This is a genomic window from Pseudomonas sp. GM33, assembly GCF_000282295.1.
Taxonomy (GTDB): domain Bacteria; phylum Pseudomonadota; class Gammaproteobacteria; order Pseudomonadales; family Pseudomonadaceae; genus Aquipseudomonas; species Aquipseudomonas laurylsulfatiphila.
In genome coordinates, this window is record NZ_AKJO01000177.1 from 46,653 (window position 1) to 61,791 (window position 15,139).

Annotated in this window: 16 protein-coding genes; 7 read left to right on the forward strand and 9 right to left on the reverse strand. The window is 60.1% G+C overall.

Annotated elements, in window-relative coordinates:
• Nucleotides 1-136 precede the first annotated feature (136 nt).
• From PMI26_RS03020 to PMI26_RS02990, 7 genes are all read left to right on the forward strand, one after another.
• The gene (locus tag PMI26_RS03020; RefSeq protein WP_007979684.1) at nucleotides 137-691 is read left to right on the forward strand and encodes a hypothetical protein; all 555 of its coding nucleotides are present in this window, start codon (nucleotides 137-139) and stop codon (nucleotides 689-691) included.
• A 171-nt stretch (nucleotides 692-862) separates the two neighbouring features.
• Nucleotides 863-1,495, forward strand: a complete 633-nt coding sequence (locus PMI26_RS03015) for a TetR family transcriptional regulator (protein WP_007979686.1) — start codon at nucleotides 863-865, stop codon at nucleotides 1,493-1,495.
• 308 nt (nucleotides 1,496-1,803) lie between these two features.
• On the forward strand, nucleotides 1,804-2,304 hold the full coding sequence (gene ureE / locus PMI26_RS03010; protein ID WP_007979688.1) for an urease accessory protein UreE: 501 nt from the start codon (nucleotides 1,804-1,806) through the stop codon (nucleotides 2,302-2,304).
• A complete protein-coding gene (locus PMI26_RS03005; RefSeq protein WP_007979690.1) occupies nucleotides 2,301-2,975 on the forward strand; it encodes an urease accessory protein UreF in 675 nt (224 codons plus the stop codon). The genes ureE and PMI26_RS03005 overlap by 4 nt, the downstream gene beginning before the upstream one ends.
• A gap of 23 nt (nucleotides 2,976-2,998) precedes the next feature.
• The gene (gene ureG, locus PMI26_RS03000) at nucleotides 2,999-3,613 is read left to right on the forward strand and encodes an urease accessory protein UreG (protein WP_007979691.1); all 615 of its coding nucleotides are present in this window, start codon (nucleotides 2,999-3,001) and stop codon (nucleotides 3,611-3,613) included.
• 27 nt (nucleotides 3,614-3,640) lie between these two features.
• Entirely contained in the window at nucleotides 3,641-4,213 is a 573-nt protein-coding gene (locus tag PMI26_RS02995) for a HupE/UreJ family protein (protein ID WP_007979693.1), read from the forward strand.
• Nucleotides 4,214-4,386: 173 nt separating this feature from the next.
• Nucleotides 4,387-5,520: an AGE family epimerase/isomerase gene (locus PMI26_RS02990; protein ID WP_007979695.1), complete on the forward strand. Its 1,134-nt coding sequence runs from the start codon at nucleotides 4,387-4,389 to the stop codon at nucleotides 5,518-5,520.
• Between the two features lie 15 nt (nucleotides 5,521-5,535).
• Here PMI26_RS02990 and PMI26_RS02985 read toward each other — a convergent pair whose 3' ends face one another.
• From PMI26_RS02985 to amaA, 9 genes are all read right to left on the reverse strand, one after another.
• Nucleotides 5,536-6,441, reverse strand: a complete 906-nt coding sequence (locus tag PMI26_RS02985) for a cation diffusion facilitator family transporter (RefSeq protein ID WP_007979697.1) — start codon at nucleotides 6,439-6,441, stop codon at nucleotides 5,536-5,538.
• A gap of 172 nt (nucleotides 6,442-6,613) precedes the next feature.
• On the reverse strand, nucleotides 6,614-7,375 hold the full coding sequence (locus tag PMI26_RS02980; RefSeq protein WP_007979699.1) for an SDR family oxidoreductase: 762 nt from the start codon (nucleotides 7,373-7,375) through the stop codon (nucleotides 6,614-6,616).
• Nucleotides 7,376-7,669: 294 nt separating this feature from the next.
• A complete protein-coding gene (locus tag PMI26_RS30990; protein ID WP_162831826.1) occupies nucleotides 7,670-7,918 on the reverse strand; it encodes a hypothetical protein in 249 nt (82 codons plus the stop codon).
• A 296-nt stretch (nucleotides 7,919-8,214) separates the two neighbouring features.
• The gene (locus PMI26_RS02975; protein WP_007979701.1) at nucleotides 8,215-8,931 is read right to left on the reverse strand and encodes an ABC transporter ATP-binding protein; all 717 of its coding nucleotides are present in this window, start codon (nucleotides 8,929-8,931) and stop codon (nucleotides 8,215-8,217) included.
• On the reverse strand, nucleotides 8,928-9,800 hold the full coding sequence (locus tag PMI26_RS02970) for an ABC transporter ATP-binding protein (RefSeq protein ID WP_007979702.1): 873 nt from the start codon (nucleotides 9,798-9,800) through the stop codon (nucleotides 8,928-8,930). The genes PMI26_RS02975 and PMI26_RS02970 overlap by 4 nt, the downstream gene beginning before the upstream one ends.
• Nucleotides 9,797-11,080 carry a high-affinity branched-chain amino acid ABC transporter permease LivM gene (gene livM / locus PMI26_RS02965; protein ID WP_007979704.1) on the reverse strand — a complete coding sequence of 428 codons (1,284 nt, stop codon included), beginning with the start codon at nucleotides 11,078-11,080 and terminating at the stop codon, nucleotides 9,797-9,799. Before livM ends, PMI26_RS02970 begins: the two co-directional genes overlap by 4 nt.
• A gap of 3 nt (nucleotides 11,081-11,083) precedes the next feature.
• The gene (locus tag PMI26_RS02960) at nucleotides 11,084-11,998 is read right to left on the reverse strand and encodes an ABC transporter permease subunit (RefSeq protein WP_007979705.1); all 915 of its coding nucleotides are present in this window, start codon (nucleotides 11,996-11,998) and stop codon (nucleotides 11,084-11,086) included.
• 250 nt (nucleotides 11,999-12,248) lie between these two features.
• Nucleotides 12,249-13,382, reverse strand: coding sequence for an ABC transporter substrate-binding protein (locus PMI26_RS02955; RefSeq protein WP_007979707.1), 1,134 nt, complete (start codon nucleotides 13,380-13,382; stop codon nucleotides 12,249-12,251).
• 364 nt (nucleotides 13,383-13,746) lie between these two features.
• Nucleotides 13,747-15,030 (reverse strand): L-pipecolate oxidase, encoded by a 1,284-nt coding sequence (gene amaA, locus PMI26_RS02950; protein WP_033048378.1) that lies wholly within the window; start codon nucleotides 15,028-15,030, stop codon nucleotides 13,747-13,749.
• Nucleotides 15,031-15,139 lie beyond the last annotated feature (109 nt).

Consider the following 15,139-nt stretch of genomic DNA (forward strand, 5'->3'; position numbering starts at 1 on the left):
CCGTCCTAGAGCCTCCACAGCAAACAATCAATTCCGTTGATTATTACCATTGCGTTTATGAACTTTTATATCGATTTATCGAGAGTAGCATTGCCCTCGTACCCACTTTTTCGCACCCCCGAGGAGCACAACAATCATGAAACGCCAATTACTGCTTAGCCTTTCACTCTCGATGCTGGCCAGCACTGCTTTTGCCCTGCCAGCAGCTGACCAGGCCACTCCACAAGTGAAACAAGACCACTCGGTGTTCAGCCAGACCGTCGCCGCCGATGGATCCGAGCGTACTCCTCAGGGTCAAACCCTTGCCGAAGGCGGTAATGATCGCCTGAAAGAAAAAGGCCTGATCACTCAGGATGGCTCGGACCGTACACCACAAGGTCAGTCCCTGGCTGCCGATGGTTCGGATCGCACCCCACAAGGCCAGACCCTCGCCGCTGACGGTTCGGATCGCACTCCACAAGGCCAGACCCTCGCCGCTGACGGTTCGGACCGCACCCCACAAGGCCAGACCCTCGCCGCCGACGGTTCGGACCGCACCCCACAAGGTCAAACCCTCGCTGCCGACGGTTCGGATCGCACCCCACAAGGTCAAACCCTCGCTGCCGACGGTTCGGATCGCACCCCACAAGGTCAAACCCTCGCTGAAGGCGGTGGTGACCGTGTGATCGAACGCAACAGCACTCTGAGCTAAGCCCCATGGCCGCCCAGAAAAAAAGCCCAATCCCCGGATTGGGCTTTTGACTTTTCAGCACTGCGCTTTATAGATGCCGCACTTCCCCGCTTGATCCCACATAGTCGTTCGACGCCGACAAAGCCGATTTGCTAGAGTGCGCCGCGTCCCCGTCCAGAAAACGCCCTTGCGATGCTGCCCCGCGCCGAACAGAAACAACAGACCCGTAATGCCCTGATGGACGCTGCCCGGCGCCTGATGGACGGCGGCCGAGGATTCGGCAGCCTGAGCCTGCGTGAAGTCGCGAAAACCGCCGGCATCGTACCGACCGGTTTCTACCGCCATTTCGCCGACATGGATGAACTGGGCCTGGTGTTGGTCAGCGAAGTCGGTCAGACCTTCCGCGAAACCATTCGCCTGGTACGGCACAACGAATTCGTGATGGGCGGCATCATCGATGCCTCGGTGCGGATTTTTCTCGACGTGGTCAGCGCCAACCGCTCGCAGTTCCTGTTTCTCGCCCGCGAGCAATACGGCGGTTCGCTGCCGGTGCGCCAGGCCATTGGCCGTCTGCGTGAAGGCATCAGTTCGGACCTGGCGGCGGATTTGTCACTGATGCCGAAACTGCAGCACCTGGACATCGCCGACCTGAGCGTCATGGCGGACCTGATCGTCAAAAGCGTGTTCGCCACCCTGCCGGACATCATCGATCCGCCCGCCGAGGCCTTGCCTGAGCACCTGACGCCCCAGGCCAAGATCACCCAGCAACTGCGCTTCATCTTTATCGGCCTCAAGCACTGGCAAGGGCTCGGCAGTACCGAGTAACCTCTTGAGGAAGCCCATATCCCTGTGGGAGCGAGCTTGCTCGCGATAGCGTCGGCACATACAGAATCAATGTGACAGATACGCCGTCATCGCGAGCAAGTCGAATCGTCGCACCGCCGCTCCCACACTGAACTGAACCGCATCGCTTCAACTTGGTGCGCAAATCAAAATCAGTGCACCAACTTCAACCAAAAAGCCCACTCAATCGATCCCCCTCCTACACCTCCGTCAGCCATTTCCTACGCATCCTGTCGATTGGCAAGCCCCTTGCTCTAGCCTGAGCATCGTCCATTGCTGGAAGCCTTCCGATGCTGGTGATTCATCGCAGAATCGACCCCCGACCCGTTTGGGCCGCTGAACTGCACCTGACGTTCGAAGCCCGTAGCAAAAGCCGTTTGCGCTGTTTCAGTGCCGAGGGCGAAGACGTCGGGTTGTTTTTGGAGCGCGGCCAACCGCCCCTGCATGACGGCGAATGCCTGCAAGCCGAAGACGGGCGAATCGTGCGTGTCTGCGCCCGCCCCGAACAACTGCTGCACGTCACCTGCGCCAATGCCTTCGAACTGACCCGCGCGGCCTATCACCTGGGCAACCGCCATGTCGCCCTGCAAGTCGGCGACGGCTGGTTACGACTGCTCGACGACTACGTGCTCAAGGCCATGCTCGAACAACTCGGTGCCATGGCCTCGAACATCGAAGCACCGTTCCAGCCGGAACATGGCGCCTACGGCGGTGGCCATCATCATTCGCGCCAGGGTGATGAAGACTTCAACTACGCGCCGAAACTGCACCAGTTCGGCGTACGCCCATGAACCCGGCCTGGGCGCTGCTGCGCCTGGCCAGTCCGCAATTGCCGATTGGCGGCTACAGCTACTCCCAAGGGCTGGAAATGGCTGTGGATAACGGCCGGGTAAACGACCCCGACAGTGCGCGACGCTGGATCAGCGATCAGTTGCTGTTGAATCTGGCACGCTTCGAAGCGCCCTTGCTGCTCGCCCATTGCGTGGCCGCCAGCGAGGACAACTGGGGCCAATTGCTGCAACGCTGCGAGGAACATCGCGCCAGTCGCGAAACCCGCGAGCTGCATCAGGAAAGCCGGCAGATGGGCTACTCGTTGCAGCAATTGCTCAACGGCTTGCCGGAACTCGACACAGCCGCCCGTGCCTTCCTCGAACAACGCAGTGAGCCCCATCTGGCCCTGGGTTGGGCCCTGGCTGCGCGCGCCTGGCAGATCAGCCCGCAGGACGCCTTGGCTGCGTGGCTATGGAGCTGGCTGGAAAACCAGTTGGCGGTGCTGATGAAGACCTTGCCACTGGGCCAGCAAGCCGCCCAACGCCTGACCAGCGAACTGTTGCCGCTGCTTCAACAGGCGCAACAGAACGCCACCCGAATCGATCCCGATCACTACGGCAGCGCCGCTTTCGGCCTGTCCCTGGCGTGTATGGCCCATGAGCGCCAGTACAGCCGTCTGTTCCGTTCCTAGGGCCTGTTATTTTGGAGAATCACATGAACACTCAACCCCTGCGCGTGGGCATCGGCGGCCCGGTCGGTTCCGGCAAAACCGCCCTGACCCTGGCCCTGTGCCTGGCCCTGCGCGAGCGCTATAACCTGGCCGTGGTAACCAACGACATCTACACCCGCGAAGACGCCGACTTCCTGGTGCGCAACGAAGCCCTGGCGCCGGAACGCATCATCGGCGTGGAAACCGGTGGCTGCCCGCACACCGCCATCCGCGAAGACGCTTCGATCAACCTTGAAGCCGTGGATCAACTCAATCGCCGTTTTCCGGGCCTGGACCTGATTCTCGTGGAGTCCGGTGGCGACAACCTCTCCGCGACCTTCAGCCCGGAACTGTCAGACCTGACGATCTACGTGATCGACGTTTCGGCCGGCGACAAGCTGCCGCGCAAGGGTGGGCCGGGGATCTGCAAATCCGACCTGCTGGTGATCAACAAGATCGACCTGGCACCGCTGGTCGGTGCCTCGCTGGAGATGATGAACAGCGACACCCAGCGCATGCGCAACGGCAAGCCATTTGTCTTCAGCAACCAGAAAACTGGCCAGGGTCTGGAACAGATCATCGCCTTCATCGAACGTCAGGGCTTGCTGACTGCGGCCTGATCTCCCCTTCAACAAGGAAGCTTATCCATGACATTGAAACGCATTCTGGGCGCCCTGGCCCTGCTGCTGACGCCAGCTCTTGCCCTCGCCCATCCAGGGCATGGCGACAATGGCTTGATCGCCGGTATCAGCCATCCGCTTGGCGGTCTCGATCACCTGCTGGCGATGCTCGCGGTCGGCCTGTGGGCCGCACAGCAGCAAGGTGCTGCGCGCTGGGCGCTGCCATGCACTTTTGTCGGGACCCTGCTGATTGGCGGGATGCTGGGCTTTGAAGGAACGAACCTGCCCGCACTGGAGAGCGGGATTGCCGCTTCCGTATTGGCCTTGGGGCTGGCGGTGGCGCTGGCTGTGCGTCCACCGTTGGTGATGGCGGTAGGTGCGACAGCCTTATTTGCGCTGTTTCATGGTGTGGCGCATGGGCTGGAACTGCCGGAGATGTCGAGTCCCTGGACCTATGCCGCAGGTTTTGTCGCCGCGACGGCGGTGTTGCATGCGGTAGGTTATGCGGTGGTGCGGACCTTGCCGCAGGCAGCAGCAACGCTGGTTCGACTGGCGGGCGCGGCTTCGGCGGCGACCGGGGTGTGGTTGCTGGCGGGTTGATTCTCTAGCGCCTTCCACGGCCTCTTCGCGAGCAAGCCCGCTCCCACATTGGAATGCGTACACCTGTGGGAGCGGGCTTGCTCGCGAAGGCGGCCTGACAGACACAGCCTCTCTCAAGCCAGCCTCTCTGCTAACATGTCGCGCAATCGCCCCTGCCGTGACGACGCCAGCCAATGCCACCTGTTCCCCGCTCCGCCTCCCAGCCTGAATTGACCGCCCTGTTCGCCTCGGTGCAACAGCATTTCCTGAACGTCATCGTGCCGCTCTGGCAAGGCCCGGGCTGGAATGCCGACATGGCGTTGCCCTACGAGGCGCTGGATGCCGAACACCAACCGCTGCCACCGCAACGCTACCGGGCCATGGCCTGTGCGCGGCAGTTGTATCTGTTTGCCAGCCTGATCGGTCAGGTGCCGGGCGCCGAAGAGCGTGCCGCCGCCTTGTTCCGCTCGTTGCAGCGGCACTTCCACGATGCCGAGCACGGCGGCTGGTTCTACAGCGTCGATGCTCAAGGGGCGCCACTGGATCAGCGCAAGGACCTCTACACCCACGCGTTCATCCTGTTCGCCTGCGCCCATTACTGTGACAAGGTCCGCGAGCCGCTGGTGGAGTCGGTACTCAACGCCTCGCTGGAAGTGATCGCGCAGCGTTTCGCCACGGACGACGGTCTGTATGAAGCCACGCTCGACCGCGACTGGGCATCGCTGGGCAGCGGCCCCTTGCAAAACCCGCTGATGCACCTGGCCGAAGCATTCCTCGCCACCCTGTCGGTGCGTGAAGATCTCGACGTGCAACACGCACTCATCGAGTTATGCACAGCCATGCACGCGCGCTTTATCGATCCGCAGCACGGCGTGTTGATGGAAAAGCCGCTGGGGTCTGTGGATAACTGGTTTGAACCGGGGCATCAGTTCGAGTGGTATTACTTGCTGGAGTCATCCGCTCTGCTGCGTGGCTCGAAGCTGCATGGTTCGCTGGAGCGTGCTTTTGCCTTCACCGAGCAATTGGGCGTCGATCAACAGACCGGTGCGGTGCGGGCCATGCTCGACCTCGAACCAGGTGGCGGCGTCAGGGATGCCACACAGCGCATCTGGGCCCAGGCCGAGTACCTGCGCGCCCTGACGCTGCGTCCAGACAGCGAAGCGGATGTATTGCGCCAGTTGCAGGCGTTGCAGCAGCGCTCGCTGCATGCCGGCGGCTGGTATGAATGCCGTGATGAGCGTGGGGAAGTCAGTCGTCGCGACATGCCGTCGACCACGCCTTATCACCTGGCGACCTGTTATCGCGGGCTGGCTGAATATCTGGCTTGACCATGTGGAGTGCAATCACTCAATCCACTTGCGATCCCCGGTAAAGCTGATGGTCAGCCATCGTGCGGCATCCGGCTCGCCAAGCTTTGTTGAAATTTCCTCGCGCAAACTGTCCAGTTGCCCCACCCCGTCCAGCCAGTAATCCTTCGGCAATACGATGTGGATCTCGATAAAACACGCCCTGCCGTGCTTCTGCACGTAGGAAATGTAGTCGTCGAAACCATGCTCCACCTTCGCCACCTCCATCACCTGACGCACCTTTTCGTCCAGCTGATCCGGGACGATCCCCAACACATCGCGCAAGGCCGGTCCGAGGATTTTGAGCGCCGGGGGGAGCATGCCCAAGGCCAGCAGAATCAGGATCATCGGGTCGACATACACCGCCCACTTGTCGTAACCCTGAGTCTTGAGCAGCAGCGCGATGAGGAAACTCACCAGCAGGCCCGCCGACAGCATCGCATCCACCAGCCAACTGATGTTGTCGAACTGGATCAGCGATGAGTTGAGCGTGCGGTTGCGATGGCGGACGTAGAAAAAATAAATGAGCTCGACGACGGTAAACACTGCCGCATAGACGATTACTAGCCCGAGCTCGACCTCGCGGCCACCATTGATGATGCCAAACACGCCGTTGAGAAAGGCGTAAATGGCGACCAGGAAAATGAAGGAACCCTCGATCACCAGCACCATGGGTTCCAGGTGCCAGGAACCGAACTGGAAGCGCTGGTTGCTTTCCTTGGCAATCAGCCTGGCGGTGATCAGCATCAGGACCTTGATGAAGGCCGCGATCAACGAAAAGAAGCCATCGAACAGGATGGATTGGGCGCCCGACACAAAACCGGTGATGATCCCGGCGAATGTCACGGCGAGCATCAGGAAGGTCGATTGTTTGAGCAGCGACTGCTCGCCTCGATTACTCACTGGATCTCCTCTAATACCTCTAGACCGCCGGGTGTGGCGGGTTGCTTGAGGGAGGAGTCTAGCTGATGTCCTGTTGTGTCTATTCCGGCCTCATCGCGAGCAAGCTCGCTCCCACAGTTGATCGCATTTCCATGTGGGAGCGAGCTTGCTCGCGATTGGCCGTTACTCGGTCTTAAGACTTGCGCTCGATCGCAAACCCAGCCCAGGTCTGGCTCACCGGCATCAGCTCCAGGCTGTTGATGTTGATATGCGCAGGCGCATTGAGCACCCAGAAAATGGTCTCGGCGATGTCTTGCGGCTGAATCGGCTCGGCGCCGGCGTAGGTGGCGTTGTAGCGCTCCTGGTCACCGGCAAAACGCACCAGCGAGAACTCGCTCTCGCACAGGCCCGGCTCGATGTTGCTGACCCGTACGCCGGTGCCCTGCAGGTCGCAGCGCAGGTTCAGGGAGAATTGTTTGACGAACGCCTTGGTCGCGCCATACACGTGGCTGCCCGGGTACGGGTAGTTGCCGGCGATGGACCCCAGGTTGACGATACCGGCGCCACGACCGTGGGCGATCAGGCGTGGCAACAGCAGACGGGTGCTGTACATCAGGCCTTTGACGTTGGTATCGACCATGGTGTCCCAATCGTCCAGGTCGCACTTGGGTGCCGGATCGACGCCCAGGGCCAGCCCGGCGTTGTTGATCAACCCACGCAGCTTGGCAAAGGACGGCGGCAGATTGGCAATCGCCTCCTCCATGGCCTTGCGATCACGCACATCGAGCACCAGGCCATGGACTTCGGTCTGCTTCGACAGCTCGGCGCACAGCGCATTGAGGCGCTCTTCACGACGGCCTGTCAGCACCAATTTCCAGCCTGCGTCGGCAAAACGACGGGCACAGGCTTCACCAAAACCGGAGGTCGCGCCGGTAATAAACAGGGTGTTGGACATCGTGTTCTCCTTGCTTCGGCTGATCGCCAGCCATTGGAATGGTAAATCAGCAGGCAGAATGCCCGGCCTTGCCCATAGCGGCAACCGCACTTTCTGTACAAAAAACGAACAATCCTCGCAAGCCCTCGGCCAACCTGGCTTGCAGCCATGTGCGCGCACGTTATCCACAGGCCGGTCCACAGTCTTTGGGGGCAAGTGGAAAAGCTGCAAGCCGCTGTCCACAAGGCTTTGCGCGGTTTCTTGAAACTTTTTTGCTTGACCCTCAATAGCCCGCCGTGTAGCCCCTGGGGATTTTCATGACTGACGGGTCAAACCAGCGATGGCGCCAAGCCAGTAACCACGGCCTTCAGCCGGGTCTTTCCAGAGTTTAATCACAGACTTATCCACAGGCTTGTCCACGCTGATTCCACCCGCTTTCATCTCGAACAAAAAGGTTGACAAAGTGCTCTTCAAGTTGCGCAAAAACACTTGATCAAAAACTGAACACACCTCTGCAGGCCACGGTTTAAAAGGCCTCCAGCCAGCTACTCCCACGTTATTCACAGCCGGCTCCACAGCAAACGGGGACAAGTCAAAACCGTGACAAAACAACTATTTGCAGCGGCTTTATGTCGCGCTTCGGGAGGTCTTGAATATTGTTTTCCACAATTTCCCGGAGGCACGCCAAAAAACCTGTGGGAGCGAGCTTGCTCGCGATAGCGGTTTGTCAGTCAACATCAATATTGGCTGATAGATTGCTATCGCGAGCAAGCTCGCTCCCACAGGGTTTAGTGGTGTTTGGGAAATGTAAAAAAGCCCCGGCGATTGCGCGCCGGGGCTTGTGCATAACCCACTGAAACTCAGTGGCCGCCGAGATAAGCGTTCCGCACATCCTCGTTGACCAGCAGCTCCTTGCCGGTACCGGTCATGCGGATTTCGCCGTTGACCATCACGTACGCCCGGTCCGACAACCGCAGGGCGTGATTGGCGTTCTGTTCCACCAGGAAGATAGTCATGCCGGTCTTGGCCAGTTCTCGCAGGGTCGCGAAGATCTGTTTCACCACGATCGGCGCCAGCCCCAGGCTCGGCTCATCCAGCAGCAACAACTTGGGCCGGCTCATCAGGGCGCGGGCGATGGCCAGCATCTGCTGCTCGCCACCGGACATGGTCATCGCCCGTTGGGTACGCCGCTCTTCAAGCCGCGGGAACAGCTCGAACATGCGTTGCATGTCTTCCTTGGCGTACTTGTCACCGATAGGGATGGTGCCCATCAGCAGGTTTTCCTCGACTGTCATGTCAGGGAACACCCGCCGCCCTTCCGGCGACTGCGCGATGCCGTTGGAGGCGATGTAGTGGGACGATTTGTGGGTAATGTCCACGCCCTGATAAAGAATCTGCCCGTCGGCGGCCCGTGGCTGGCCGAAGATCGACATCAGCAGGGTCGACTTGCCGGCGCCGTTGGAGCCGATGAGGCTGACAGTCTCCCCTTCGTTGATGTGCAGCGAGACGCCTTTGAGGGCCTGGATCGGGCCGTAGAACACGTCCAGGTCCTTGAGTTCGAGGATGGGTTTGCTCATACCACTTCCTCTTCGTCGGCGCCCAGGTACGCGGCAATCACTTTCGGGTCGTTGCGGATGTCGTCGGGACCACCCTCGGCGATGACGATGCCGTGGTCCAACACCACGATGTGGTCGGAAATGCTCATTACCATGCCCATGTCGTGTTCGATCAGCACCACGGTCAGATCGTGCTCATCGCGCAGCAGCCGGATCATCGCGCTCAGCGCTTCGGTTTCCTGAGGGTTGAGGCCGGCGGCCGGTTCGTCGAGGCAGATGATCTGCGGACGGGTGCACATGGCGCGGGCGATTTCCAGGCGGCGCTGCTGGCCGTAGGACAGTTCACCGGCCAGGCGGTTGGCGCAGTCCACCAGGTCCACCACTTCCAGCCAGTAGAAGGCATGATCCAGCGCATCGCTTTCGGCCTTGCGATAGCCCTTGGTGTTGAGGATGCCGGCCAGCATGTTGCGGTTGACCCACATGTGCTGGGCCACCAGCAGGTTTTCCAGCACCGACATTTCCTTGAACAGGCGAATGTTCTGGAACGTCCGCGCCAGGCCGGCACGGTTTACCAGGTGGGTGCCGCCGAACATCTTGTAGCGCAGCCGGGTGATGAAGCTTTTTGGCGAAACGAAATCGGTCGGCTTGAACGATTCGCCCAGCAACTGGATGACGTTGGTCTTTTGCCCGCGCACGTTCAGTTCGATCTTGCCGCCGGAGGCCTTGTAGAACCCGGTCAGGCAGTTGAACACCGTGGTCTTGCCGGCGCCGTTGGGGCCGATCAGGGCGAAGATCGAGTTGCGCTTGACCTTCAGGCTCACATCATTCAATGCCTTGATGCCGCCGAAGTGCATCATCAGCTTCTCTACGGAGAGTACGACTTCGCTCATGGCGCTACTCCTTTACGCGGCGTCACACCGGTACGGCTGATCCGAATCAGGCCGCGCGGTCGCCAGATCATCATCAACACCATCAGGATGCCGAACAGCAGCACGCGATACTCGGCGAAGCCACGCAGCAGTTCCGGGGCGACGGTCAGCACGAAGGCTGCAATCACCACGCCGATGGTCGAACCCATGCCGCCCAGTACCACGATGGCGAGGATCAACGCCGATTCGAAGAAGGTGAACGAGGTCGGGTTGACGAAGCCCTGGTAAGTGGCGAAGAACACCCCGGCCAGACCGGCCGTCGAGGCACCGATGGTGAATGCCGAGAGCTTGACCAGTACGTGGTTCAGACCCATGGAGCGGCAGGCGATTTCGTCTTCGCGCAGGGCTTCCCAGGCGCGGCCGACCGGCATGCGGGTCAGGCGATGCTTGATGTACAGCACAGCCAGCACCACCAGGAACAGTACCGCGTAGATGAAGTAGTACTTCACGTCGGGGTTGTAGGCGATGCCGAAGAACTCATGGAACGGCACGCCGCCGTCCTTGGCTCGCTTGCCGAACTCCAGGCCGAAGAAAGTCGGCAGCGGTGCCGGCATGCCGTTCGGGCCGCCAGTGAGCGACAACCAGTTGTTGAGGATCAGGCGGATGATTTCACCGAAGCCCAGAGTCACGATCGCCAGGTAGTCACCGTGCAGGCGCAGCACCGGGAAACCGAGGATGCAACCGGCCAGGCCGGCGGTGATCGCCGCCAGCGGCAACACCGTCCAGAAGCCCAGCCCGAGGTATTGGTAGCCGAGTGCCAGGCCGTAGGCGCCGATGGCGTAGAACGCCACGTAACCGAGGTCGAGCAGGCCGGCCAGGCCGACCACGATGTTCAGCCCCAGCCCCAGCAGTACGTAGATCAGCCCGAGGATGACCACGCCCAGCAGGTAGGAGTTGGAGAAAAACGGCAGTACCACGGCGATGACGATCATCAGCGGGATGATCCAGCGCAGCCGCGACTTGTAGTCCGGCGCCAGCACATGCACCCCGGAGCCTGTCGTTTCAAAGCCTTCGAGGATTTTCAGACCCTTGGCTGTCTGCAGGAACAGGCTCAGGGCAAAACGCCCGGCCATGACGATCGCCACGATCCACGCCACCCGGGTGGTTTCCAGGTTGAAGCCATAGCCATCGAGAACGACGCCGACAATCGGCCCGAACACAATCAGGGCAATGAGGCCGGCAAGAATCGCGTCAACCAGACTTTTTTTGATATCAATGGTTTTTTTAGTGGTTGAAGACATCGCTTACACCTTCGACACAAGAGGACGGCCGAGCAGGCCTTGAGGCCGAAAGACCAGAACGAGGACCAACAGCGAGAAGCTGAAAACGTCTTTGTAGTCCGAGTTCACCAGACCGGAAAACAGCGACTCGGAAATCCCGAGAATGATCCCGCCGAGCATCGCGCCAGGCAGTGAGCCAATCCCGCCGAGCACCGCGGCGGTGAACGCCTTGATCCCGATGATGAAGCCGGCATAGAAGTCGAATGTGCCGTAGTTCATGGTGATCAGCACGCCGGCCAGGGCCGCCATCGCTGCACCAATGATGAACACGTAGGAAATCACCCGGTCGGTGTTGATCCCCAGGATCGAAGCCATCTTGCGGTCTTGCTGGGTTGCACGGCACATGCGGCCGAGCTTGGTGTACTTGATGACGTAGGTCAGCAGGCCCATCCCGACGAACGCTGCGACCAGAATGAAGACTTTGGTGTAGGTCAACTGAACGAAACCGGTACCGATATCCACGCGCCATGCACCCGAGAGCAATGTCGGAACGCCTTGTTGCTTCGCGCCCTGGGAGATCTGTGCGTAGTTTTGCAGGATCAGGGAGATACCGATCGCACTGATCAGCGGTGCGAGTCGAGTGGAGTTGCGCAGGGGTTTGTAGGCGACACGCTCGATGACCCAGCCATACACCGCCGTGACGACGATGGTGAAGATCAGTGTGCCAAGCATCAGCAGCGGGAAGGATTCGATACCGAAGTAAGCCAGCAGAGCCAGACTGATTGCCGCGAGGTAAGCGGAAATCATGTAAACCTCGCCGTGGGCGAAGTTGATCATGCCGATGATGCCATAGACCATTGTGTAGCCGATGGCGATCAGGCCATAGACCGACCCGAGGGTCAGGCCGTTGACCAGTTGCTGCAGGAAAATACCATCCATAACGCAATCTCACGCAATGAGAACCTGCACATGTGGCTGTGCGGTTCTTCTAAGGAAAATACAGATATACGTCGGAGCAATGACACCCACGATCAGGCTGGCCACCACCGCCCCCTGTAGGAGCGAGCCTGCTCGCGAAGAACCTGAGGACAACGCGTTGAACCAGCAAGCACGCGTTATCGTTGACGTTTTTCGCGATCAAGCCCGCTCCCACAAGGGATCAGTGGGGTTCAGATGATCGAGTCAGCCCTTACTTCTGTTTTTCCAGCTGGTGGTATTTGCCGTCCTTGTCCCACTGGTAAACCACGTAGTCGGAGACTTTCAGGTCGCCCTTGCTGTCCCAGGTCTTCTCGCCCATGACGGTCTTGACCGGGTTCTTCTTCAGCCATGCAGCCGCTTCTTCGCCCTTATTGGACTTGGCGCCGTTGAAGGCTGCGGCCAGGGCCTGGACCGAAGCGTAGGCGTACAGGGTGTAGCCTTCAGGCTCGGTACCGGCCTTGCGGAAGGCGTCTACCACGGTCTTGCTGTCTGGCAGCAGGCGTGGGTCGGCGCCGAAGGTCATCAGCACGCCGTCAACGAATTGCGGACCGCCAGCGGTGGTCACCAGTTCGTCGGTCACGATGCCGTCGTCGGACATGAACTTGACGTCTTTCAGGCCCTGTTCACGCAGTTGACGCACCAGAGGACCGGCTTCCGGGTGCAGGCCACCGAAGTAGACGACGTCAGCGCCAGCGCCGCGGATCTTGGTCACGATGGTGCTGAAGTCTTTCTCGCCGCGGGTCAGGCCTTCATACAGCACAGGCTTCACACCACGCTTCTCAAGCTGAGCCTTGGTGGCATCCGCCAGGCCTTGACCGTAGGTGTCCTTGTCGTGCAGCACGACCACTTTCTTGCCCTTGAGCACGTCGACGATGTAGTCGCCGGCCACGATGCCTTGCTGGTCGTCACGCCCGCACATACGGAACATGGCGCTCAGGCCGCGCTCGGTCACAGCCGGGTTGGTGGAGCCAGGCGTGATGGCGATGATGCCTGCTTCGTCGTAGATCTCGGAGGCCGGGATGGTCGACGAGGAGCAGAAGTGACCGACCACGCCGGCGACTTTCTGGTTGGTCAGGTCCTTGGCGACCGTCACAGCCTGCTTCGGTTCGCAGGCGTCATCGCCCTTGACCAGTACGATTTTTTCCCCGTTGACGCCGCCCGACGCGTTGACCGCATCGGCCGCCGCTTGTGCACCCTTCATGTACTGTTCGCCAAATGCCGCGTTGGCGCCTGTCATTGGTCCCGCTACGCCGATCTTGATGTCAGCCTGAGCAAACGCAGAAACACCCAGCGCAGTTGCCACTGCGAGGGCCAGAAAGCCTTTCTTGTAAAACGTCTGGGACATGAGGTGGTGCTCCATGGTTTTTTTTAATTGGCACTGCGACTTCACTGAATGCTCAGAGCAAGGGCCGTGCCATCGGTTTTTTATTCTTAAAAAAGTCGCTGCTTTCTTGTTATTTCGACTGTTTCGGACCCATTTTCATTGGGCGTGCAACCGTCTAAACCGCGGAAGGTAAAACCATTATTTTTTTGAGGCGCAACCCGCCTGCGCCATCATTGCAACCGCGGCTTTAAACGACGTGCAACCAGCCTGTAACAACGTGCGTCACCGAAGTGCACACTGCTGGTGCGAGACTGCTACAACCCGCACCACTACAGGCTAGCTGCAGATCGAAAAAGCGCCGCTTGCGCCCTGCAAAAATCAACATTCAGATCACGATCCGCAGGCACTGGCCTGCGTGATACAGCGAGAATCCCGCCTCGTACAGACAGCTGCGCAACCCCACCCCGGCCAATGGCTGCATGGGCGCGAAAGGAATCGGTAGCGCTTGAGGATTTCCGTTACACAGGTAATCGGCAAAGGCCTTGCCGACCACCGTTCCCGTGGTCACGCCCCGCCCGTTGTAACCGGTGACGGCCACCAAACCGGGCGCTGGCTCGAACAGGCGCATCAAATGATCGGGGGTGAAGGCGATGCGACCGGTCCAGGTGCACTCCCATTCCACTGGTTTGAGGTAGGGGAAATAGTGCTGCTGCACCCGGTCGGCCCAGGCCTTGAGGAACCAGGTCGGCTTCTGATTGCCATTGCCCAGGCTGCCAAGCAACAGGCGACCGTCTTTATCCCGACGGATACTGCTGAGCACCTGTCGAGTGTCCCAGGAACCCTGGCCACCGGGCAGAATTTGCCGGGCAGCTTCTTCGGTCAGCGGCACCGAGGCCACCTGATAGTAATAACCGGGGAAGAAATTGCGCCGCAGTTCCGTCCAGTCGCCTTCGGTGTAGGCATTGGAGGCAATCACCACCTTCTCAGCCATCACCGAACCCTGGGCGGTTTGCACCGACCAGCGCTGGCCCTGGCGTTCGAGCCGGGTGACCGGGGAATGATCGAACAATTGACCGCCCAGGCCGATGGCCGCCTTGGCCAGCCCTGTGGTGTAGGCCATCGGGTTGAGCGTGCCGGCGCGGCGATCGAGCAATGCTGCGGCAATCTTTTTCGTGCCGGTGGCTTGCTCGCAGGCCTGACCGGTGAGCAGCTCTACCGGCGCACCGCGACGCTTCCATTGTTCTTCACGACTGCGCAAGTCGGCTTCGCCACGGGCGTTGTGCGCCATGTGCAGCGTGCCTTCGCGGCGCAACTGGCAATCGATGTTGTACTTGTCCACAAGGCTGAACACCAGGGATGGCGCCGCGCCCAGCATGCGGTTGAGCTGGCTGCCGACCTCAGCGCCGAACCCGGCTTCGATCTCGTCCGGGGGAATCCACATCCCGGCATTGACCAGCCCGACGTTGCGCCCCGAACCACCATGGCCGGCACGATGGGCCTCCAGCACACAAACGGTCTTGCCTTGCTCCAGCAGATGCACCGCCGCCGACAAACCGGTAAACCCGGCGCCGATGACGCAGACATCCACCGTGACCTCACCCTTGAGGGCCGAATTGTCCGGCCTCTGCGGCGTCAGTTTTTCCCACAGACACTCTTCGCGTAACGGCATTGCCAGACTCCAACAGAAACCTAACAAACACATCATTCCCCTGTAGGAGCTGCCGAAGGCTGCGATCTTTTGATTTTGTTTCAAAAAGATCGCAGCCTTCGGCAGCTCC

Bases quoted from the DNA above. Each gene is read 5' to 3' on its own strand.
- PMI26_RS03020 (WP_007979684.1), top strand. From the start codon at position 137: ATGAAACGCCAATTACTGCTTAGCCTTTCACTCTCGATGCTGGCCAGC.
- PMI26_RS03015 (WP_007979686.1), top strand. From the start codon at position 863: ATGCTGCCCCGCGCCGAACAGAAACAACAGACCCGTAATGCCCTGATG.
- ureE (WP_007979688.1), top strand. From the start codon at position 1,804: ATGCTGGTGATTCATCGCAGAATCGACCCCCGACCCGTTTGGGCCGCT.
- PMI26_RS03005 (WP_007979690.1), top strand. From the start codon at position 2,301: ATGAACCCGGCCTGGGCGCTGCTGCGCCTGGCCAGTCCGCAATTGCCG.
- ureG (WP_007979691.1), top strand. From the start codon at position 2,999: ATGAACACTCAACCCCTGCGCGTGGGCATCGGCGGCCCGGTCGGTTCC.
- PMI26_RS02995 (WP_007979693.1), top strand. From the start codon at position 3,641: ATGACATTGAAACGCATTCTGGGCGCCCTGGCCCTGCTGCTGACGCCA.
- PMI26_RS02990 (WP_007979695.1), top strand. From the start codon at position 4,387: ATGCCACCTGTTCCCCGCTCCGCCTCCCAGCCTGAATTGACCGCCCTG.
- PMI26_RS02980 (WP_007979699.1), bottom strand. From the start codon at position 7,375: ATGTCCAACACCCTGTTTATTACCGGCGCGACCTCCGGTTTTGGTGAA.
- PMI26_RS02975 (WP_007979701.1), bottom strand. From the start codon at position 8,931: ATGAGCAAACCCATCCTCGAACTCAAGGACCTGGACGTGTTCTACGGC.
- PMI26_RS02970 (WP_007979702.1), bottom strand. From the start codon at position 9,800: ATGAGCGAAGTCGTACTCTCCGTAGAGAAGCTGATGATGCACTTCGGC.
- livM (WP_007979704.1), bottom strand. From the start codon at position 11,080: ATGTCTTCAACCACTAAAAAAACCATTGATATCAAAAAAAGTCTGGTT.
- PMI26_RS02960 (WP_007979705.1), bottom strand. From the start codon at position 11,998: ATGGATGGTATTTTCCTGCAGCAACTGGTCAACGGCCTGACCCTCGGG.
- PMI26_RS02955 (WP_007979707.1), bottom strand. From the start codon at position 13,382: ATGTCCCAGACGTTTTACAAGAAAGGCTTTCTGGCCCTCGCAGTGGCA.
- amaA (WP_033048378.1), bottom strand. From the start codon at position 15,030: ATGCCGTTACGCGAAGAGTGTCTGTGGGAAAAACTGACGCCGCAGAGG.